The organism is Flavobacterium sp. CR10 (genome assembly GCF_055814415.1).
Map to the genome: position 1 here is coordinate 381,432 of NZ_CP185985.1, position 21,156 is coordinate 402,587.

Here is a 21,156-nt window from a genome sequence, read left to right on the forward strand (position 1 = left end):
ACATTATTTATATCTATGATTTAACAAAGAAACATTAGATATTTGCTTCACATTTAACTAACAAAACAATTGCTTTTGAAACAATTATATTACATACTCATTTTACTATTATCCGTAAATTGTTTCGCACAGTCTTTTCACCTAAAAATAAACGGAATCAACAAAAAGCAAAACCAAACTATTGATTCAATTTCATATGCAAAAAAACACGTAAACATAAAATCATTAAATAACGAACTTTTTTCAGTAACAAACAAACTCTCAAAACAAGGCTATATAGATTCTAAAATATTAGAAACCAAAAAGATAAACGACAGCACATATACAGCATTTATAGACTTAAAAACCAAAATCAAAGAAGTACATATATATATAGGTGTAAATAGCTTTTTTAATGAATATAAGAAAAACACAAAAGACAGCATAATTATCCCTTTTACGGAACTTGAAAATTTCCTTAATCAAGAAATTTCAAACAATGAGAAAGCAGGTTTTGCATTTTCCAAAATCAATCTAGCAAATATCAAAAAAAAGAATTCCATAATTTATGCTGACCTAAATCTTAATTCCGAAAAAAAAAGAACACTAAATTCCATTATTTTAAATTACACAGATCCCTCCTTAAAAGATTACTTCCCGAAAGGAGCATTAAAACAATTAAATAAAAAATACACTAGCAGAACATTCAACCAAGAAACCGTAAAAAGACTTTATGAAGATATAAACAGTTTTGAATTTGTTTCTCAAACCAAATACCCCGAAATTTTATTCACCCAAGACTCCACAAAAGTCTATACTTACATTGAAAGAAGAAAAGCAAGTAATTTTGACGGATATATTGGATTCTCAAACGACGAGAACAAAAAATTAATTCTAAATGGCTATCTGGACATTTCGCTCACGAACATACTTCGCGCTGCCGAAAAATTTTCACTTTACTGGAAGAGCGACGGCAATCAACAAAAAACCTTTAACACTAAACTCGAAATCCCCTATTTATTTCAATCTCCTATCGGAATAAAAGCACAATTAAATATTTTCAAGCAAGACAGCACATTTCAGAACACTAAAACAGATATCAATCTGGGATACTATCTAAACTACAACTCTAAAATCTACCTAGGATATCAATCTACAGAATCGAGCGATATCCAAAATATCAATAATTCTCTTATCAGCGATTTTAACAATTCTTACTTTACATCTACATACGAATACAAAAAAATAGACTCTAACAATATCCTAATGCCAGGAAAAGCATTTTTAAGTTCAATTCTTGGTTTTGGAAAAAGAGAAACAAATAGCAATCCTGAAACAGCAGGAACAAGCAATCAGTTTTACGCCAATCTAAATCTATCTTATAATTTCGAATTAAATAAAAGAAACTTTATATACATCAATCCACAAATCTTATACTTAGAAAGCAACAATTATATTGCAAATGAACTTTTTAGATTTGGAGGACTAAATTCGATTCGGGGCTTTTCAGAAAATAGTCTGCAAGGAAATTTTACTAGTTTACTCATTACAGAATACAGATATTTACTTAGCTCAAATTTATACATGCACACCATTCTTGATTACGGAATCTATCAAGACCAAACCTCAATAAAAAACAGCAAAAAATTCAACAGTTTATTCAGTGCTGGTATAGGTTTAGGACTACTAACTAAAAATGGTTTATTAAAGACCATTATAGCCAATGGTAGCACAAATCAAACCGAAATAAAATTTTATAACAGCATAATAACAATCTGTTATAATGTTAAATTTTAAGTTTTTACAAAAAATCATTAACAAAATATTAGGATTTTTAACAAGTATTTACGAATATTACATGACTAATCCAAAATATTTGACAATATGAAATCAAAACCAAACAGATTCTTAGTGCTTTTACTAGCACTAATGGCGCAGTTAACCTTTGCGCAAGAAAGAACTGTTTCAGGTATTGTTACCGATGATGCAAATATGCCTTTACCAGGCGTAAGCGTATTAATAAAAGGAGCAAAAACTGGAACACAAACCGATTTTGATGGAAAATATTCCATCAAAGCATCGCCAAATCAAATTTTAGTTTTTAGCTATATTGGAATGAAATCACAAGAATTCCCAGCTAGCGCAACAAAAATTAATGCTAAACTATCAAGTGACGCACAACAACTAGAGGGAGTTGTAGTTACAGCTTTAGGATTATCAAGAGAAAAAAAATCTCTTGGTTACGCAACTCAAGAAGTTAAAGGAGAAAACCTTGCCGCAGTTAAAAGCGACAACTTTGTAAATGCAATATCAGGAAAAGTATCTGGAGTACAAGTAAAAAGAACCACAAACTTTGGAGGCTCTACTAATATTGTAATTAGAGGAAATTCTTCTCTAACAGGAAACAATCAAGCTTTATTCGTTATTGATGGAGTTCCTGTAAGCAATAACAATTCAAACACAAGAGATCAGGAACAATCAGGAGCAGGTTATGATTACGGAAGTGCCGCATCAGATATTAACCCCGAAGACATCGAATCTATCAATGTACTTAAAGGTTCTGCCGCAAGTGCCCTTTATGGATCAAGAGCCGCTAATGGAGTTGTTGTCATAACAACAAAAAAAGGAAACAAAAAAGCAAAAGGCTTCTCCGTTACTGTTAATTCAGGCGTAACAATTGGTTCTATCGACAAAAGCACTTTCATAAAATACCAAAAACAATACGGTGGTGGATATGGACCTTATTATGGTCCCGACGAAGATTCGTATTTAGATCATATTGATATAAATGGAGACGGAATTTTAGATAATGTAACTCCATTAACTGAAGACGCTTCATATGGACAAGCTTTTGACCCAAACTTAATGGTTTATCAATGGGATGCATTTTACCCTGAATCACCAAATTACATGAAAGCTACACCTTGGGTAGCTGCAAAAAATGGTCCAATTACTTTCTTTGAAAAACCAGTAGCTCTTACCAATTCCTTCTCAATAGACAAAGGCTTAGAAAATGGCTACCTAAGATTAGGAGCCAATAATCTTGACCAAACTGGTTTAATGCCAAACAGTAGTTTAAAGAGAAACACTTTCACATTGAACGCATCTACCCTGATCAACGACAAATTAACCGTAGCGGGATATGGAAATTTCACAAAAACGAGTACAATTGGTAGAAACAGCACAGGATACAATGACAACATCGCTGGAAATTTCAGACAATGGTGGCAAACTAACGTTGACATACAAGGCCTAAAACAAGCTTATCAACTTACTGGACGAAATGTAACATGGAACCCTAACTCATACACTAATCCGACTCCAATATTTTGGGATAACCCTTATTTTCAACGCTATGAAAATTACGAATCAGATAGCAGAAGCAGATTTATTGGAAATGTTTCTTTAAACTATAAAATCGCAAGTTGGTTAGATGCTTTTGGCCGAGTTTCCGTTGACACGTATGACGAACTACAAGAAGAAAGAAGAGCTATTGGAAGTGTACCATCTAATTTCGGAATTGGAACTGGAGGTGGCGATGGCTCTCTTAACAGAAGCCCAGCATCATCAGGCTACTCAAGAAAAAACATTGGCTTCAGCGAATACAACTATGACTTCATGTTGAACTACAACACAGACATCACAGAAAAGTTAAACTTAAAAGGTGTTGTCGGAGTCAACATTAGAAGAAGTTACTACAATTCAATATTCGCAGCAACAAACGGCGGACTTGCTATACCAAAATTATATTCCTTACAAAATACTGTAAGTCCATTATTAGCACCTATTGAAAGAGATGAAGCTATAGGCGTGGATGGTCTTTACGGAAGCGCATCTTTCGGATATGAAGATTATTTATTCCTTGAAGGAACAATCAGAAGAGACCACTCTTCGACTCTTCCCGAAGCAAATAGTTCTTACTACTACCCTTCTGTTTCTACCAGTTTTGTATTCTCTAAATTCGTAAAGGCAGACTGGCTATCCTTTGGAAAAGTAAGACTTAACTATGCTGAAGTTGGAAACAGCCCCGGTTTTGACAGAGTCCTAGACACTTATGCAGTTAACACAGCATTTGGAGCAGCATCAGCATCAGTAAAAGACACTAAGAACAATCCGAACCTAAAACCAGAACGCACAAAAAGCTACGAAGCAGGTTTAGAACTTTCTTTCTTCAAAAAAAGATTAGGCTTTGATTTCTCATACTACAAATCTAATTCGATTGACCAGATAATCCCATTAAGGCTTACTGCTTCTACTGGATATTTATACGAATTGATTAATGCTGGAGAAATTGAAAACAAAGGAATTGAAATAAGTTTAAATGGTACTCCGATAAAAACAGATAGTTTTTCGTGGGAAGTAAATTTAAACTTTGCCAAAAATCGCAACAAAGTATTAGACCTATTAGATGGTATCGATAATCTACAATTAGGATCTTTTCAAGGAGGTGTAACAATAAATGCCGCTATCGGACAGCCATATGGTGTAATATATGGTACAAAATACACTTACTTAAACGGACAGCGAGTTGTTGACCCAAGTAATGGTCAATATATAAAAACTTCAACATCAGATAATGCAATTGGAAATGCAAATCCAGATTACACAGGAGGTTTAAACAACAAATTCACTTATAAAAACTTCTCTTTTGAATTCTTAATAGATATGCAAAAAGGCGGACAGATATTCTCACTAGACCGTTATTATGGTTTAGCAACAGGTCTGCCAGATGACACAGCTTATTTAAATGAATTAGGAAACCCTATCAGAAACCCTTTGACTTCTGGATCTGATAGTGGAGGATTTATAAATCCAGGAGTAAACCCTGATGGCTCAGTAAATACTACCAGAATTGAAGCAAGCCGTTTTGGAGCTCAAGGGTACAGAAGAGGTTTGCCAGATGAAGCATTTGTATATGATGCGAGCTATATCAAACTAAGACAAACAGCAATTACATATTCTTTACCAGAAAAGGTATTAAAAAACACATTCATGAACGGAATGACTTTTAGCGTTGTTGGAACAAATCTTTGGATTATACACAAAAACTTACCAGATGCAGATCCTGAATCAGGATTAGGAGCTGGTAACTTACAAGGCTACTCAACAGGATCTTTACCATCTACAAGAGACATTAGCTTCAACATTAAAATCCAATTTTAAAATCAAGAAATCATGAAAAAAATATTTATAATCATACTAACCGCAGTAACATTTTCGTCCTGCTCTGATGATATAGAAAAATTAAATGTGAACGTAAAAGATCCATCAAATGTACCGGGAGAAGCTTTGTTTACAAGTGCCCAAAAAAGTTTGGTTGATCAAATGACAAACACAAATGTCAACAACAACATTATTAGATTAATTAATCAGTATTTTACAGAGACGGTTTACACAGACGAAAGTAATTACGACTTAGTCACAAGAACAATCCCAGAACAACACTGGCAATTCTTATATAAAGACGTACTAAAGGACTTAGACCAAAGCGCCAAAAACATTACTAACACACCGCTTGGCCTAACAGAAAACCCTTTAGATAAACAAAACAAACTTGCAATCATAGAAGTTTTAAACGTTTACACCTATGCTATATTAGTTGAGACATTCGGGAATGTTCCATATTCTCAAGCTATAAACCTTAACTACAAAACACCAAAGTACGATGACGGCTTAACAATTTACAAAGATTTAATCACGCGATTAAACAATGCAATAGCCAAATTAGATACTGGCGGTAAAAGCTTTGGAGACAATGACAGAATATACGGAGGAGATATAACAAAATGGATTAAGTTTGCAAACACACTAAAATTAAGAATGGGTATAACCATTTCTGATATCCCTACCGAAAGTGCATTGGCACAAGCGACCGTATCAAGTGCAGCTCCATTTGTATTCTCATCAAATCTTGACAATGCAGATTTAAAGTATCTTACAGCCACACCAAATACCAATCCTTTATATGTAGATCTTGTTGCGAGCGGCCGTTCTGATTTTGTTCCAACTAGCACTATAATAGATATGATGAACAATTTGAGTGACCCAAGACGTTCAAAATACTTTGACGACAATATGGATGATCCATCGACACCAGAAATCGAATATATTGGAGGAGAAAATGGCGCGAGCAATTCATTCGCACAAAAAACACATATTACGCCAACGATTCAGGCTCCAGACTTTCCAGGAACAATCTTAGACTATGCTGAAGCTGAATTTCTATTGGCGGAAGCTGCTGAAAGATCTTTATACGGAACTCCTTCAGATGCAGAAGCACATTATAATGCAGCAATAACCGCTTCCATTTTAGACTGGGGAGGTACAGAAGCTGATGCTACAACTTATTTAGCAAATCCTGATGTTGCATACACAACTGCTCAAGGAACATGGAAACAAAAAATAGGAACACAAAGCTGGATCGCTTTTTACAATAATTCATTCGAAGGCTGGTCATTTTACAGAAGGCTAGACTTCCCCGCTTTGGTTGCACCGCCAGATGCCGTGTCAGGCTTTCCAATGCGCTATACATATCCAATCATCGAACAGTCACTAAATAAAACAAGTTACACAGAAGCAAGTGCCGCAATTGGCGGTGACGCTGTAGAAACTAAGTTGTTCTGGGATAAATTTTAAATTATAATGCAACGAAAAAGCGGCTGCAGATAATGCAATCGCTTTTTCTTAAAAAAACTATTAACTTAAACTTTACATTTAAATTGCCTTGATCAAGATTTCAGAGCAAAAGAATATTAAAAACCATTAAAAAGAAAACCTCATTTTCCCTATTGTTTAGGAGCTAAAAAACTTTGCTTAATTTTCAAAACAATATCACAACATAAAGCACTTTATATATCCCTCTATACTGACTATTAAAGATTCACGATTTTTTTAACAAATTTCAGCGTTAAAGCAGACTGTTTTTTTAAGACAAAAGTTATAAAAAAAACATTTAAACAGGCTTCATCTATAAATTTAACATTTAGTCATTTGATAAAATTTTTAATTATCCTCAAATTTAACACTAAAAATTGCGGATTTGTAATTTTGAACCAGATTTTATCTATAAAACATCAAAATCTAACCTTAAAATCATTATTTAACTAAAAAAAAAGCTTTTTAAATTAGGTAGATTAACAAATTATTAAGATTTTTGTCGGACTAATTCAAAATATTTAAAAATGAAACTAAAGTTCAATGGATTCTTAGTGCTTTTATTAGTACTAGTTGCGCAACTTTCTTTTGCGCAAGAAAGAGCTGTTTCGGGAACAGTTTCTGACAATGCAGGAATGCCTTTACCAGGTGTTAGTGTATTAGTTAAGGGAACTAAAACGGGAACGCAAACAGACTTTGATGGTAAATATTCTATCAAAGCTTCTTCAAGCCAAGTTTTGGTATTTAGCTACATCGGGATGAAAACCCAAGAAGTGGCTGCGAGTTCTTCTTCTGTAAATGTTAAAATGGCGGATGCAGGAGCGCAGGAACTTGAAGGCGTAGTTGTAACTGCTTTTGGTATCAAAAGAGAGAAAAAATCTCTTGGATACGCAACAACAACTTTAAAAGCGGATGCACTAACACAAGTAGTTAACACTAACCCATTTGAAACTCTTTCTGGTAAAATCGCAGGGGTTGACATTACTGCACCTTCTCAGCCAGGGGCTGCAACTAAAGTAGTTATTCGTGGTTTAAACAGTATTACAAACGCCAATGGTCCACTTTATGTTGTTGATGGAACACCGATTAACAATACCGCAACTGGTACTAGTAATAACGGAACTGCTACATCAACAAGATCGTATGATACTGGTAACGGAATCAGTGACATTGACCCAAATAACATCGAAAGCATGACTGTTCTTAAAGGAGCGGCTGCATCAGCATTATATGGTTCAAGAGCTGGTGGTGGTGTAATCATCATTACTACTAAAAAAGGTAAAGCTAACTCTGGAATTAAAGTTGATTTATTAGCTTCAACAGAATTCAGCGAAGTAGCAAGAGTTCCACATTTACAAAATCAATTTGGTCAAGGTTGGAATGGACTAGGATTCTCAGGATCTAATTCTTACAGTAACGAAAATGGTTCATGGGGACCTGCTTTCAATGGAGAGGTTAGACCATGGGGTACAGTTTACAACAATACTCAACAAATCAAACCTTATGTTGGTTTAAAAAATAACGTAAGAGATTTTTACAACACAGGTACACTAGCTACACAATCTGCAACCCTAAGCGGTGGTGGAGACAATTCTGATTTCTCTTTAGTTTTTTCAAATGTAAACAGTGATGGTGTTGTACCAACTGATGCAGATTTATACAAAAAACAATCATTAGGATTTAATGGTGGATTAAAAGGTAAAAAACTAACATTAAGATCTTCTATTAATTATGTTTACAAAGACCAAAGCGTAGTTAATACAGGTCAGGGTGATGATGCTGGACAAGGTTCAACTTTGCAACAGGATTTATTACAAATTCCTAGAGACATTAGTATTGTAGATTTAAAAGATTACAAAAACAATATCTTTAATACACCAGATTACTATTTTACTCCTTATGCTGCTAATCCATATTTTTCAATTAACGAGAATAGCACAAAAGTATACGGACATAACCTTTTCGGAAACGTTAATTTAAGTTACAAAATAACTGACAAGATTACTGCTTCATGGCAAATTGGTGGTAACATTAGAACAGAAAGACTTAAGAGCTACGGTGCAATTGTAAATTATGAGCCAGGTACTCCTCAAGCAATTGCTGGTGCTAATCCAGTAGTAGGAGGTGTAACAGAATCAAGATCAGAATTCAGTGAGTTTGATACTTTCTTCAACCTTAATTACAACACAAACTTAAGTGAAGATTGGACATTAAATCTTTTAGGAGGTTTTAACTACAATAGAAGAGAATCTGATATACTGAAAAATTCTGTAACAAATTTAGGTCTTCCAGGATTTTATGAGCTTTCGAACTCAGCTTTAAGACCAGTAATTGATCAATCAAACTCTCTTAGAAAAACAGGAGCTGTTTACGCATCTGCTGAGTTTGCATTTAAAAACAGATATTTTGCAACGGCTACAGCTAGACAAGATTTTACATCAACATTACCAATAGGTAATAACTCGTATTTCTACCCATCTTTATCATTAGGCGCAATTGCAATTGATAACGGAAATACTTTCCTTAAATTAAGAGCAGCAGCTTCAAAAATTGCAAATGACACAAGGCCATACACAACAGCAGATTCATATATCTCTGGTACTGCTAACGCAAACTTTGGTATAATTGCATCTCCAATTGGAGGAGTAAGTTTCTTCGAAGCATCAGGAAGACTTGGTAATCCAGAGTTAAAACCTGAAAGTACAGTAGAATATGAAGTTGGAGCTGAAGGATCTTTCTTCAAAAACAGAATTAGCTATGATGTTGCATTGTATCACAAAACAACTTCTGACCTTATCGTAGACTTACCTTTAGATCCATCAACAGGTTACACTATCAAAGCTATTAACGCTGGAGATGTTGTAAACAAAGGTATTGAGCTTTCTGTTTCAGGTAGTCCAATTAAAAATCAGGACTTTACATGGAACGTAACTTACACATTTACTAAAAACTTAAACGAAGTAACGTCATTAAACACAGGTGGTAATTATATTGATTTACTTCCTGCTTATGGTGTAACTATGAGAGCAACTAAAGGTGATCCTATTGGTAGTTTCTACTCACAAGTTCCTAAAACAAATGCTGAAGGTCAATACATTGTAAATGCATCTACTGGAATGTATGAAGTAAGTGATGATATCCAAAAAGTTGGAAACGCACAACGTGATTTTGTTATGGGATTACAAAACTCTTTCAAATACAAAAACTTTAATTTATCATTCTCATTAGACTGGAAACAAGGAGGAGATTTCTACTCTTACACTAAGAGACTTTCTCACTTCGTTGGTAATGGTATAGAAACTACATATAATGACAGAAATGCATTTATAGTTCCTAACTCAGTTAATGAGCACGTAGATGCAACAACTGGAGCTGTAACATATACAGAGAACACAACACCTCTTACATATAGCACTTATACAAACTTCTACAACACAGGAAATAACCCTGGTATTGAAAAAACGCATGTAATTGACAAAACTTTTGTAAGATTAAGAGAAATCGCTTTAAATTATGACTTCCCTTCTACACTTACTAAAAACATGGGATTAAACAAAATCACAGTTGGTATTTACGGAAGAAACCTTTTCATGTGGACTCCTGGAGAAAACCCATATGTTGACCCTGAAATAGGAACTTACGGAACTGGAGTACTCTCTGAGTTTGGAGAATTTGGAGCTAACCCATCACAAAGATCAGTAGGTGGAGTTTTAAAATTATCATTCTAAAAATATAATTCATAGAAAATGAAAAAAATAGCAACAATAATAACAGCACTTTTCTTATTAGTGTCATGTGATGAAACATTTGACATTAATAGAGACCCGGATGCTTTGCCTCCTGGACAAGCTAATAGCACTATTTTGCCTGCAGGTATTGCTGGTCTTGCTGGTGCCCAAGGATCATACTATGCTCTAATTGGAGGGTTTTGGTCTCAATTCTGGACACAAAACACTACTTCAAATCAGTATAAAAACATTGACCAGTACAGCCTTGGAACAAATGATTTCCAAACTGCATGGACTGCAATGTATGATGCTTTAAACGACATTCGAGTTGTAAAAAAACAAGCTGAAGCTGAAGGAAACTGGAACTATTACTTAATTGCTACTGTTCTTGAAGTTGAAGCTTCGCAAATTTTAACAGACTGGTATGATGCAATTCCTTATACTGAAGCAAATAACCCAAATTTCTTGCAACCTAAATTCAATACAGGTAAAGAAACTTACGATTTAATGATTGCTGATTTAAAATTAGCTTTATCTAAAGATCTAAGTTCTTCTGTTGGAGCTGCGCCAGGAAAAGATGATTTTATCTTTAATGGTACAATGTCTAATTGGACAAAATTTGGTAACTCTTTATTGTTAAAATTACACCTTAGATTAACACAAGTAAATCCTACATTGGCGCAATCAGGTATTAAAAGTTTAATTGATTCTGGTGCAGAATTCTTAGATGTTGATGCTGCAATGACTCAATTTGAAGATGCTGCTGACAGAAGTAATCCATTGTATGAAACTGACAGAAGACAGTTAAATACAACATTAAACCTTAGAGCTAGTAAAACTTTATACCTTTACTTACAAGCAAATGCTGACCCTCGTTTGAATAAGTATTACGGAGCAGGAGTACCTAATAACCAAGGAGATTTCGAAAATGGAGCTACTGGACTTTCATTAGTAACGTTATACGCAAAAACTCCTTTATATTTCATGAGTGCAGAAGAAAGTTACTTCTTGCAAGCAGAAGCTCTTGTTAGATATTATGGAGGTGCAGGAGCTAAAGAAAAATACGATTTAGGTGTTGCTGCAAACTTCAAGAAATACGACAACACTACTTCTATTGCTCCAATTACTGGTCCAGTTGGAAGCCCTGCTGCTTTCTTAGCTCCAGGAGGAAAATATGAATTCCCTGCAACAGGAGCTACTGCTCAAATTGAAGCAATTATCACTCAAAAATGGATTGCTAGCTTCCCTGGAAATGGTTACGAATCTTTCTTCGAACAAAATAGAACTGGTTTCCCAAAAGAATCAGCTGTTCCTCAGACAGATGAAGATTATATCCCAGGACAATTTGCAATATCTGTTGAGAATGTTACAGGTGATGTTTTCCCTAGAAGACTTGTTTTACCAAATACTGTAAAAACACGTAATCCAAATGCTCCAGCTTTAGCAAAAATAACTGCTCCAGTTTGGTGGGACGTTAACTAAAAAAAATAAACAATGAAAAAAATATATATATCCCTAATGATAGTCTCAGGACTATTGTTTACTTCATGTGAAGCAGATACTGACAATGTTTCAAAAGTAACAGCTTATGCGAACATGACTATGCATGGAGATGCTCTTGTTGTTCTAACTCAAGGAGATACATACACAGAAGCAGGAGTAGATGCTGAAGCTGACGGAAAAGCTCTTCCAGTGAAAATCGATGGTACAGTAGACACTAGCAAACCAACTGTTTACAAAATTAAATACTCTGCTACAAATAGTGATGGTTTCCCTGCTTACTTAACTCGTACAATAGTAGTTTTGAGTAACAAACCAAGTACAATTGATTTGACTGGTACTTTCTTTAGAAATGGCAATCCGAATGTTGTAACTAAACTTGGAGACAGAAAATACAGCTGTGACAACGCAACTGGTTATAACGTACCTGCTGATTTGTTGAAAATGGAATTCTACAACATAGATGACAAACAGGTTTATGCTCCTTACAACCCAAGCGCTTCTGAATCAGGAATATCTGCAGAAAGCAACGTAGGAACTATTACTGACAAAAACAACTGGAAATGGGTTATCTATGCTTCAGCAGTATTTGGAACAGCAGAAAGAATATTTAAACGATAATAAAACACATTACAATGAAAAAATTAAAACTAAATATAACACGTGTACTTGTAGCAATACTTGTACTTACGTCATTTGTAGCTTGTGATGAAGTTGGAGATACAGATCCAGGAGGAACATCAACTGAATCAATGTCAGGAGATTGGTATGTCCAAACATTCGTTGACGGAAAACTAGCAGTTAATTATACTCTTCTTTCTACTTATAATACATCAGCAAATGATGGAAAAGAAATGTGGATCGATGACCATGGTAAAATCTGGGCTTTTAAAGTTAAATCACCAGTTACCTTAGGTTCATTATCATTTGCAGGAAATAAATTAGCAAGTGATGTTGGAGATGAAATCACTGTAAATATAACAGATGGAAAAGTCACTAAAAATGACACTAAAACTACTGGAGGTCACACTGTTGATGGCATCTCTTTTAAAGCTGAATTCTCAGATGACCCAGGAACCATTTATGAAATAAAAGGTTACAAGAGAACTGGTTTCAAAGAAGACGAACACTAAAAAATTGCTCATAGCATTTTATTTAAACCGCCCCATTAATTTGGGGTGGTTTTTTTATATAAACATATTACCTATATTTGTCCAATGGAAAAAGAACATCAAATATTTGGCATTAGAGCCATCATAGAAGCAATTCAGGCAGGAAAAGAAGTGGATAAAGTTTTCATACAGAAAGATATTTCTGGTGAGCTTATGAAAGATTTAATGAAGGTAATGAAACGTGCAAACGTTAACTTCTCTTATGTGCCTGTAGAAAAACTAAATCGTCTTACTCCAAATAATCATCAAGGAGTTGTAGCCACCATCTCTCCTATTGGTTTTATAGATTTAGAACATCTAGTTGAATCTACAATAGAGTCAGGTAAAAAACCTCTTTTTCTTATCTTGGACCAAATATCAGATGCTAGAAATTTTGGCGCAATTATTAGAACAGCAGAATGTACTGGTGTAAACGGAATCATTATACAAAAAGCAGGTTCTGCACCAGTAAATGGAGATACCGTTAAAACTTCTGCTGGGGCAGTATTTAATGTTCCTATTTGCAAAGTAGAACATATAAAAGATGCTATCTTTTATCTACAAGGCTCTGGAATAAAAACAGTAGCTGCGACTGAAAAAACAGATCAAAACATATATGACATCTCATTAGCTGAGCCAGTAGCAATTATTATGGGATCTGAAGATCGAGGAATAAACCCTTCTGTTTTGAAAATAGTAGACGAAAAAGCTAAGTTACCCATGTTTGGATCTATAGGATCTTTAAACGTATCTGTTGCCTGTGGTGCTTTCCTATACGAAGCCGTTCGACAAAGAACCTAAAAATACATTGAGAGATTAAGATGCGAATGAAATAATTAAATACCTTTAATTAATGCTTTCAAAATCTAATTCAAAATCAAAAGTTATAATATTCCGATGTCTGTTTGTAATTTCATTAATTACAAACAGCTACGGACAAAATACTACGTACAATCAGTTCTGGAATGAAATTCAGTTTAACCAAACTTTAAGCAAAAAATGGGCAACTGAAATAGATTTTGCCGCCGCTTACAGCAGTACAGAATCTTCAGGCAACTTATTTGAGAATACCATTCAAAGATCTATTAGGGGTTGGGGACATTACTACTTTTCTCCGAGATGGAAATTCTCTGCTTTTATTGCCTATTTCAACAATAGAGATGTTCCTGAGATAGGTCAATTTGAATCTCCTGAATGGCGTTTTGCTCTTCAAGGCATTTATTACTTTCATAAAACCGGTTACACTTTAAGCACAAGAATGCGTACTGAATATCGTCACATTAGAAATGAAGACGATCAATATGAAAATGTTTTTAGATACCGTCAGCAGATTAAATATATACAACCAATCAATAGTAAAATACTAAGAGAAGGTGTAGTATATGCAATTGCTTCAGATGAACTCTATTTCAAATCTGGCGCAAAAGTTACAGGTGAAAGTTTCTTTGATCGGAATCGGTTGAATATTGGCGCCGGTTATTTATTCTCGGATGATTTTCAGCTAGAATTAACTTATTGCAACGAGTATCTTCCAAGGAATAATGGAAATCAAACAACCAATGCTGCTTCCCTTACTGTAACCTTCAATAATCTTTTTCGAAATCTTCAAAAGAAAATAGAAACCAAAAAACATCCTGAAATAAAGGACGAAGAATAATTTAGTTTTCTTCCTTCTTTAAAAAACATTTAAGTTGTTCCGCAATAGCATTTTTATGAAGCTTAAAATTATAGCTTCGAACAAATTCAGTCCCTTGCATATTTATTTCTGCACTAATAGCCTCATAATTAGAAAATGACTCGAGGTCTTTATCATCAATCAAATAAAGGACTTGCATGATGGAATCGTTACGTCGATATTGTGTATCGTAATGAGCTAACTTATAAGTTTTATTATCTGCCAAATGAATTATTAAATCGTCTTTGATTTTTTTTCCAACTTTCTTTTCAGGAAATGGTGTTGGCTGTAATGCAACAAAATAATGTTCTTTATCAGTGACAATATTAATTTTTAATGATTTTGATTTGGTAGTATAAAATACGGCTGGCTCAAAATAGTATATCATACTTCCATCTGCCTGCACCCTATTTTTTATTTCACATTGAGCAATGCCTTTTGTGTAAATAACAAAACACAAGAACAAAACCAAAAACTTTATTTTCTTCATAATGCTCAAAAGATTAAATCGTTATCTAACAAATTTAACCTTTTTATTTCAAAATAAATATTGATCAGATTTCTTCTTGCTCTTCTTGCTCTTCTTGTTCTTCTTTTTTAGTTATAATATAATTTACTGGATGACTAGAAAAAAAGTATTCCTCCTGTTTTTCTTCCTCTTCATGAAAGAAAGTAACAAAATTTCCATCTTCATCAAAATGCCTCATAAAAGGATCATTGCTTGGATCAAAATCAGGGCGTTGCCAGTCATAAACAATTGGTTTTGCATATTCAGGTGCTTTATAAAACAGAGTCAAAACAAAACCCGTAATAAGTCCTGCCAAATGTCCTTCCCAAGAAATAGATTGATCGACATCTGGAAAAACATACCATATCATTCCGCCATACAATAGAATTACTGTCAAAGACAAAGCTACCAATCGGTAATATTTAGTTTGAATACCTTTAAAAAAAATAAAACTAACAAGAACATAAATCAATCCGCTGGCACCGATGTGGAAATTCTCTCTTCCAACAACCCAAGTAATCAATCCCGAAAAAAGAATACCATAACTAATAACACCAAATGTTTGTTTTGGATAAAAAAACTGCATCGCAGCCAAGAGTATTACAAGCGGAATACTATTATTATATAAATGATCTAAATTCTCATGAATAAATGGACTGAACAAAACACCACGAAGCCCTAAAAGATCTCGAGGATAAATTCCGTATCGATAAAAATCAAAATCGAACCGAATCTGAAGCCAATACACAACCCATAAAAAAAGAACACAAAACAGCGGAAGTCCAACAACCGAATTTGAAAACTTAAAATTAGTATCGCTCATATTTTACAGAATAACATTTAAGAGAACTCAAAAAACTATCCAAAAATATTTTACTGATATTTTGTCATATCCACTAAAAAAATGTCTCAAATTGGAACAATCCTTTTCTCTGCAAATCGTTTTAACTTTTGAATGAATGATATTTAAATCTTAAAATAGTAATTTTGTAGTATGGAAGCACCTTTAGCAGAGCGTATTCGTCCGCAAAAATTAGAAGATTATATCAGCCAGCAGCATTTGGTTGGGCCAACTGGCTCTCTAACACAACAGATTTCAAAAGGAATAATTCCTTCATTGATTTTCTGGGGGCCTCCAGGTACAGGTAAAACAACCTTAGCCCAAATCATTGCACAAGAATCTAAAAGACCTTTTTATATTCTTAGCGCTATAAACTCAGGGGTAAAAGACATTCGTGATGTTATCGATAAAGCAAAACAAAGTGGCGGACTTTTTACTGCTAAAAATCCCATTCTATTTATTGATGAAATTCACAGATTTAGCAAATCACAGCAAGATTCACTTTTAGCCGCTGTAGAAAAAGGCTGGATAACTTTGGTTGGTGCTACAACCGAAAACCCAAGTTTTGAAGTGATTCCTGCATTATTGTCACGTTGTCAAGTTTATATATTAAACGCGTTTACAAAAGCCGATTTAGAAGCTCTGTTAGAGCGAGCAATGAAAACTGACACCTATTTATTGACAAAAAAAATAAATCTAAAAGAAACAGAAGCTTTACTTCGAATTTCGGGTGGTGACGGACGAAAACTTCTAAATGTATTTGAATTGGTTGTTAATGCTTCTGCTGGTGACGAAATCACAATAACCAATGATCGTGTTTTGGAACTTGTACAGCAAAATACTGTTCTTTATGACAAAACTGGCGAACAGCATTATGATATCATTTCTGCATTCATAAAATCTATTCGCGGCAGCGATCCAAATGGAGCTGTTTATTGGCTAGCCAGAATGATTGAAGGCGGCGAAGATGTTAAATTCATCGCTAGAAGAATGCTAATTCTGGCGAGCGAAGATATTGGCAATGCCAATCCAACTGCATTGATAATGGCCAACAATACTTTTCAAGCCGTTACCACTATTGGATATCCAGAAAGCCGAATCATATTAAGCCAATGTGCTATTTATTTGGCCACTTCTCCAAAAAGCAATGCTTCGTATATGGCAATAGGAAATGCACAACAATTGGTAAAACAAACTGGCGATTTGCCTGTTCCACTTCATTTGCGAAATGCTCCTACTAAATTAATGAAAGAACTAGGATATGGAGATGAATATAAATATTCGCATGATTATGCCAACAATTTTGCCGAACAAGAATTCTTGCCAGATGCAATAAAAGAAACGGTTCTTTACAATCCCGGAAACAATTCTAGAGAGAACAGTACCCGCGAATTTTTAAAGAACCGTTGGAAAGATAAATACGGTTATTAAACCGTATTTTGTATTTTAGAATTTAACTACAATTTTCTCTGAAACTAATTTATCATTCTGATAAGATTCAAAATACCATTGTCCATCTTCTTTTAGGATTAAAGAACCTTGAACATTATCTTTGGAAGCAATATAAACATTTGGTTGCGATGTTTTAAAAAGCTTCATTACCACCTTTGGTGTTTTATCGATTAATTGGTAACCTGATTCTGTAGGTTGAGCATACAATAAATTTGGATCTTTTAAATCTGGCGAGGGAGCTGCAGGCGTTATTGCCACTTTTACTGCCGCTGCCGCAGGAGCAACAGAGGCTGTTGCTGCCAAACTTTCTGCTGTAATTTTCTGTGCAACTTTAGCCGAAGCAAGAGATTTACCGCTATATTTATAATGCAAAGCATAAACTGATGTAAAAGCATTATCTAACGCTTCTTTATAAGCAACTTCATATTCTTTTTCTCTACTTTTACCTACCTCAGATGTATAAACCACCTGTCCGTAACAATCCTTAAATTCAACAAAAAGTTTAGTCACCAAAAAAGCATTATCTTTTTTCACGTCAATATACAAAACTTGACAACGATCAGTATAACCATCAGGAAGCTGTTCATTTGAATAAAAAGCCTCAAAACCAGCTTTAACTAAATTCTGTTTACTTAAAGTCGCCAAACGATATTGATTGTCAGTCTTCATAAACTCGTATCTTAAAGGTATAATTACAGCTTTGTAATCATTAATAGATTGCGCAAATCCAACAACTGAACATAAAATTGCTGCGAGTAAAAATTTAATCTTCATCATTATAAATATTTTTTTAGTTCTAATAAATGGTTAATTTGTTTATAATTCCCAGAAACATCTATCTTTTTTTCATTAAAGAAAATAGCATCCAAACCAGCATTTAAAGCTCCATTTACGTCTGCCTCAAAATCGTCTCCAATCATAATGCTGTTTTCCTTTGAAGTATTAGCCAATTTTAATGCATAATCAAATATAATACTATTTGGCTTTTTAACACCTGCTAGTTCCGAATTTGTAATTGTACTAAAATAACCTCCAAGCGAAGCGTTATTAATTTTCTTTTCCTGCACATGTGCAAATCCGTTTGTAATTATATGCAGTTTATATTTTGGTTTTAAATATTCCAAAACTTCAATTGCTCCATCAAAAAGATAATTATTATCAGTAAGAAACTCAATATAATCGTTGGCAATTTCAAAAATATTCTCTTCTGAAACTGCATAATTTAAAGCATCAAAAGATAGCTTTAAACGATTATAACGCAACTCCTGATGTGTAATTTTATCATTCTGATACAATCTCCAACATTCTTGATTGATCGGAATATATTCTTTAATAAAATCTTGAGTAGCGATTTCTTGATATTTACTTTTAAAGATTCGATCAAAAGCCATTTCTGAGTTTTTATCAAAATCCCAAAGCGTATGATCTAAATCAAAAAAGATGTCAGTAATATTGGTGTTCATGTATTAAAAAATTCCTTCATCTACAAAACTATAATATTTTGATTCAGTAATAATAACATGGTCTAAAACTTTAACATCTAAAATTTCTCCTGCAGTTTTAATTTTCTTGGTGATTTGTTTATCAGCACTACTTGGAACTAAACTTCCAGAAGGATGATTATGGCACAAAATCAAGCCTGTAGCACCATTTTCTAAAGCTAATTTAAAAACCAAGCGTATATCTACAATTGTTCCCGCGATACCTCCTTTGCTTAATTGTGATTTATAAATTACTTTATTAGAATTATTAAGAAAAAGCACCCAAAATTCTTCATGCGGAAGTTCTCCGATAATGGGTTGCATAATATCAAAAACACCTTTGCTTGAAGTTATTTTTTTAACCTTTAAAACGTCTTCTATTCTCTGCCTTCTGCCTAGTTCTAAAGCCGAAACTATTGAAACCGCTTTTGCTTCACCTATACCCTTAAATTGCATCAATTGCGAAATAGACATTCTTCCCAAAGCAGTTAGATTTTTTGTAAAGGCTAAAATTCGTTGGCTTAATGCAACCGCAGATTCATTACGACTTCCTGACCCGATTAAAATTGCTAATAATTCAGCGTCACTCAAAGCGTCTTTCCCTTTAAGCATTAATTTTTCGCGAGGTTTATCATCATCTGACCAATTTTTTATAGCGAAATGTCCCACTTCCATAATTATGATTTTAAGATGCGAAGATACTTAAAAAAACAAGAAAAATCTTTCAAAAACATAGTGAGATAATTAAAAAAAAATGTGCCAACTGCAAAGCAATTGACACATTATCTAATTTTCTAATTGACTAATTAAGAAATCAATCCTTTTACCTCATCAAAATTCAAACCTCCATAATTTCCAGAACTCATTAATAAAAGAGCCGAATTATCTAAATTTAAGTTGAATAAATATTTTTTAAATTCTGCTGGATTGGTATAAATGATTAAATCTTTTCTGTTGAAAGCAGCAGCAATCTGTTCATAAGTCACTTCTTCAAGCTGTTTAATTTTCACAGCATCTGGCGAATAGAAAACAACTGCAACATCAGCATTATCTAAAGCGCCTTCGTATTCTTTTAAAAATGCCGCATTTAAACTGCTGTATGTATGCAATTCTAAACATGCCACCAAAGTTCTGTTCGGATATTGTTCTTTCACTGCTTTTGTTGTCGCAGCCACTTTACTTGGAGAATGCGCAAAATCTTTGTAAGCTACTTTACCTTTTCCTTCAGCAATTTTTTCTAAACGTTTAGAGGCGCCTTTGAAACTTGCAATTGCTTCGTAGAAATCAGCTTCGTCAACGCCCATATTTTGACAAATCCATTTTGCTCCTGCAAGATTGTTTAAGTTGTGCGCTCCAAAAACTTCAATCGGCATATCGCCTTCTGGAGTTTTTAATAAAGTCACACCATCACTTACAGAATATTCTGGAGTTGAATATGCAATTTTTCTAATCGGATTTGTTGCTGCCTCAGAAACACGTTTTACTTCTGGATCATTTTCATTGTAAACCAAAATTCCGCCATTTGTAATTTTTTCGATGAAAATCTCAAACTGCTCGACATAGTTTTCATACGTTGGAAAAACATTGATATGATCCCAAGCAATCCCAGAAATTAAAGCAATATTTGGCTGATATAAATGAAATTTTGGGCGTCTGTCAATAGGAGAAGACAAATACTCATCGCCTTCCAAAACCATAAAATCATTTTCTTCAGTTAAATGAACCATCGTGTCGAAGCCTTCCAGCTGTGCTCCTACCATATAATCGACGGCGATATTATGATAATTCATAACATGCAAAATCATCGATGTAATAGTCGTTTTCCCGTGAGAACCTCCAATTACAACGCGCGTTTTATTCTTAGATTGTTCGTATAAAAATTCTGGATAAGAATAGATTTTCAGACCTAATTCTTGCGCTTTCAACAATTCAGGATTATCTGCTTTTGCATGCATTCCTAAAATAACAGCATCAATATCAGAAGTAATTTTTTCTGGAAACCAACCCAGCTCTGAAGGAAGAATTCCTTTTTTTTCTAGTCTTGATTTTGAAGGTTCAAAAATAGCATCGTCGCTTCCAGTAACTTGGTATCCTTTATTATGTAATGCTAATGCCAGATTGTGCATTGCGCTTCCGCCGATGGCGATGAAATGTGTTTTCATTTAAAAATTCCAAAATTTAAATTCC

16 protein-coding genes are annotated in these 21,156 nt (G+C 34.1%); 10 read left to right on the plus strand and 6 right to left on the minus strand.

From position 1 onward, the window contains the following. Positions 1 to 75 precede the first annotated feature (75 nt). The 9 genes from ACNRYB_RS01870 (at position 76) to ACNRYB_RS01910 (ending at position 14,669) form a co-directional block, all read left to right on the plus strand. Positions 76 to 1,776, plus strand: a complete 1,701-nt coding sequence (locus ACNRYB_RS01870) for a BamA/TamA family outer membrane protein (RefSeq protein ID WP_473729071.1) — start codon at positions 76 to 78, stop codon at positions 1,774 to 1,776. A gap of 87 nt (positions 1,777 to 1,863) precedes the next feature. Further along, the gene (locus tag ACNRYB_RS01875; RefSeq protein WP_473729072.1) at positions 1,864 to 5,142 is read left to right on the plus strand and encodes a SusC/RagA family TonB-linked outer membrane protein; all 3,279 of its coding nucleotides are present in this window, start codon (positions 1,864 to 1,866) and stop codon (positions 5,140 to 5,142) included. 12 nt (positions 5,143 to 5,154) lie between these two features. After that, positions 5,155 to 6,615, plus strand: coding sequence for a SusD/RagB family nutrient-binding outer membrane lipoprotein (locus tag ACNRYB_RS01880; protein WP_473729073.1), 1,461 nt, complete (start codon positions 5,155 to 5,157; stop codon positions 6,613 to 6,615). Between the two features lie 545 nt (positions 6,616 to 7,160). Beyond that, positions 7,161 to 10,361 carry a SusC/RagA family TonB-linked outer membrane protein gene (locus ACNRYB_RS01885; protein ID WP_129747964.1) on the plus strand — a complete coding sequence of 1,067 codons (3,201 nt, stop codon included), beginning with the start codon at positions 7,161 to 7,163 and terminating at the stop codon, positions 10,359 to 10,361. Between the two features lie 18 nt (positions 10,362 to 10,379). After that, a complete protein-coding gene (locus ACNRYB_RS01890) occupies positions 10,380 to 11,843 on the plus strand; it encodes a SusD/RagB family nutrient-binding outer membrane lipoprotein (RefSeq protein WP_473729074.1) in 1,464 nt (487 codons plus the stop codon). A 12-nt stretch (positions 11,844 to 11,855) separates the two neighbouring features. Further along, entirely contained in the window at positions 11,856 to 12,482 is a 627-nt protein-coding gene (locus ACNRYB_RS01895; RefSeq protein WP_473729075.1) for an immunoglobulin-like domain-containing protein, read from the plus strand. Positions 12,483 to 12,496: 14 nt separating this feature from the next. Beyond that, entirely contained in the window at positions 12,497 to 12,994 is a 498-nt protein-coding gene (locus ACNRYB_RS01900; protein WP_473729076.1) for a lipid-binding protein, read from the plus strand. An 84-nt stretch (positions 12,995 to 13,078) separates the two neighbouring features. Next, the gene (rlmB, locus tag ACNRYB_RS01905) at positions 13,079 to 13,813 is read left to right on the plus strand and encodes a 23S rRNA (guanosine(2251)-2'-O)-methyltransferase RlmB (RefSeq protein ID WP_473729077.1); all 735 of its coding nucleotides are present in this window, start codon (positions 13,079 to 13,081) and stop codon (positions 13,811 to 13,813) included. 52 nt (positions 13,814 to 13,865) lie between these two features. Then, positions 13,866 to 14,669 (plus strand): DUF2490 domain-containing protein, encoded by an 804-nt coding sequence (locus tag ACNRYB_RS01910; RefSeq protein ID WP_473729078.1) that lies wholly within the window; start codon positions 13,866 to 13,868, stop codon positions 14,667 to 14,669. A gap of 1 nt (position 14,670) precedes the next feature. On the opposite strand, the gene ACNRYB_RS01915 is transcribed toward ACNRYB_RS01910, so the two are convergent. After that, positions 14,671 to 15,177, minus strand: a complete 507-nt coding sequence (locus ACNRYB_RS01915; RefSeq protein WP_165352460.1) for a hypothetical protein — start codon at positions 15,175 to 15,177, stop codon at positions 14,671 to 14,673. A 64-nt stretch (positions 15,178 to 15,241) separates the two neighbouring features. Further along, entirely contained in the window at positions 15,242 to 16,018 is a 777-nt protein-coding gene (locus ACNRYB_RS01920) for a rhomboid family intramembrane serine protease (RefSeq protein WP_473729079.1), read from the minus strand. A gap of 171 nt (positions 16,019 to 16,189) precedes the next feature. On the opposite strand from ACNRYB_RS01920, the gene ACNRYB_RS01925 reads away from it, so the two are divergent. Beyond that, positions 16,190 to 17,467, plus strand: coding sequence for a replication-associated recombination protein A (locus ACNRYB_RS01925; RefSeq protein ID WP_129747971.1), 1,278 nt, complete (start codon positions 16,190 to 16,192; stop codon positions 17,465 to 17,467). Between the two features lie 15 nt (positions 17,468 to 17,482). Here the strand turns inward: ACNRYB_RS01925 and ACNRYB_RS01930 are convergent, their stop codons facing one another. From ACNRYB_RS01930 to ACNRYB_RS01945, 4 genes are all read right to left on the minus strand, one after another. Then, positions 17,483 to 18,262 carry a hypothetical protein gene (locus ACNRYB_RS01930; RefSeq protein WP_473730230.1) on the minus strand — a complete coding sequence of 260 codons (780 nt, stop codon included), beginning with the start codon at positions 18,260 to 18,262 and terminating at the stop codon, positions 17,483 to 17,485. Between the two features lie 2 nt (positions 18,263 to 18,264). Next, positions 18,265 to 18,951 carry a YjjG family noncanonical pyrimidine nucleotidase gene (locus ACNRYB_RS01935; RefSeq protein WP_129747973.1) on the minus strand — a complete coding sequence of 229 codons (687 nt, stop codon included), beginning with the start codon at positions 18,949 to 18,951 and terminating at the stop codon, positions 18,265 to 18,267. Positions 18,952 to 18,954: 3 nt separating this feature from the next. Then, positions 18,955 to 19,644, minus strand: a complete 690-nt coding sequence (gene radC, locus ACNRYB_RS01940) for a RadC family protein (RefSeq protein ID WP_129747974.1) — start codon at positions 19,642 to 19,644, stop codon at positions 18,955 to 18,957. A gap of 131 nt (positions 19,645 to 19,775) precedes the next feature. After that, on the minus strand, positions 19,776 to 21,131 hold the full coding sequence (locus ACNRYB_RS01945; protein ID WP_129747975.1) for a UDP-N-acetylmuramate--L-alanine ligase: 1,356 nt from the start codon (positions 21,129 to 21,131) through the stop codon (positions 19,776 to 19,778). Between the last annotated feature and the right edge of the window lie 25 nt (positions 21,132 to 21,156).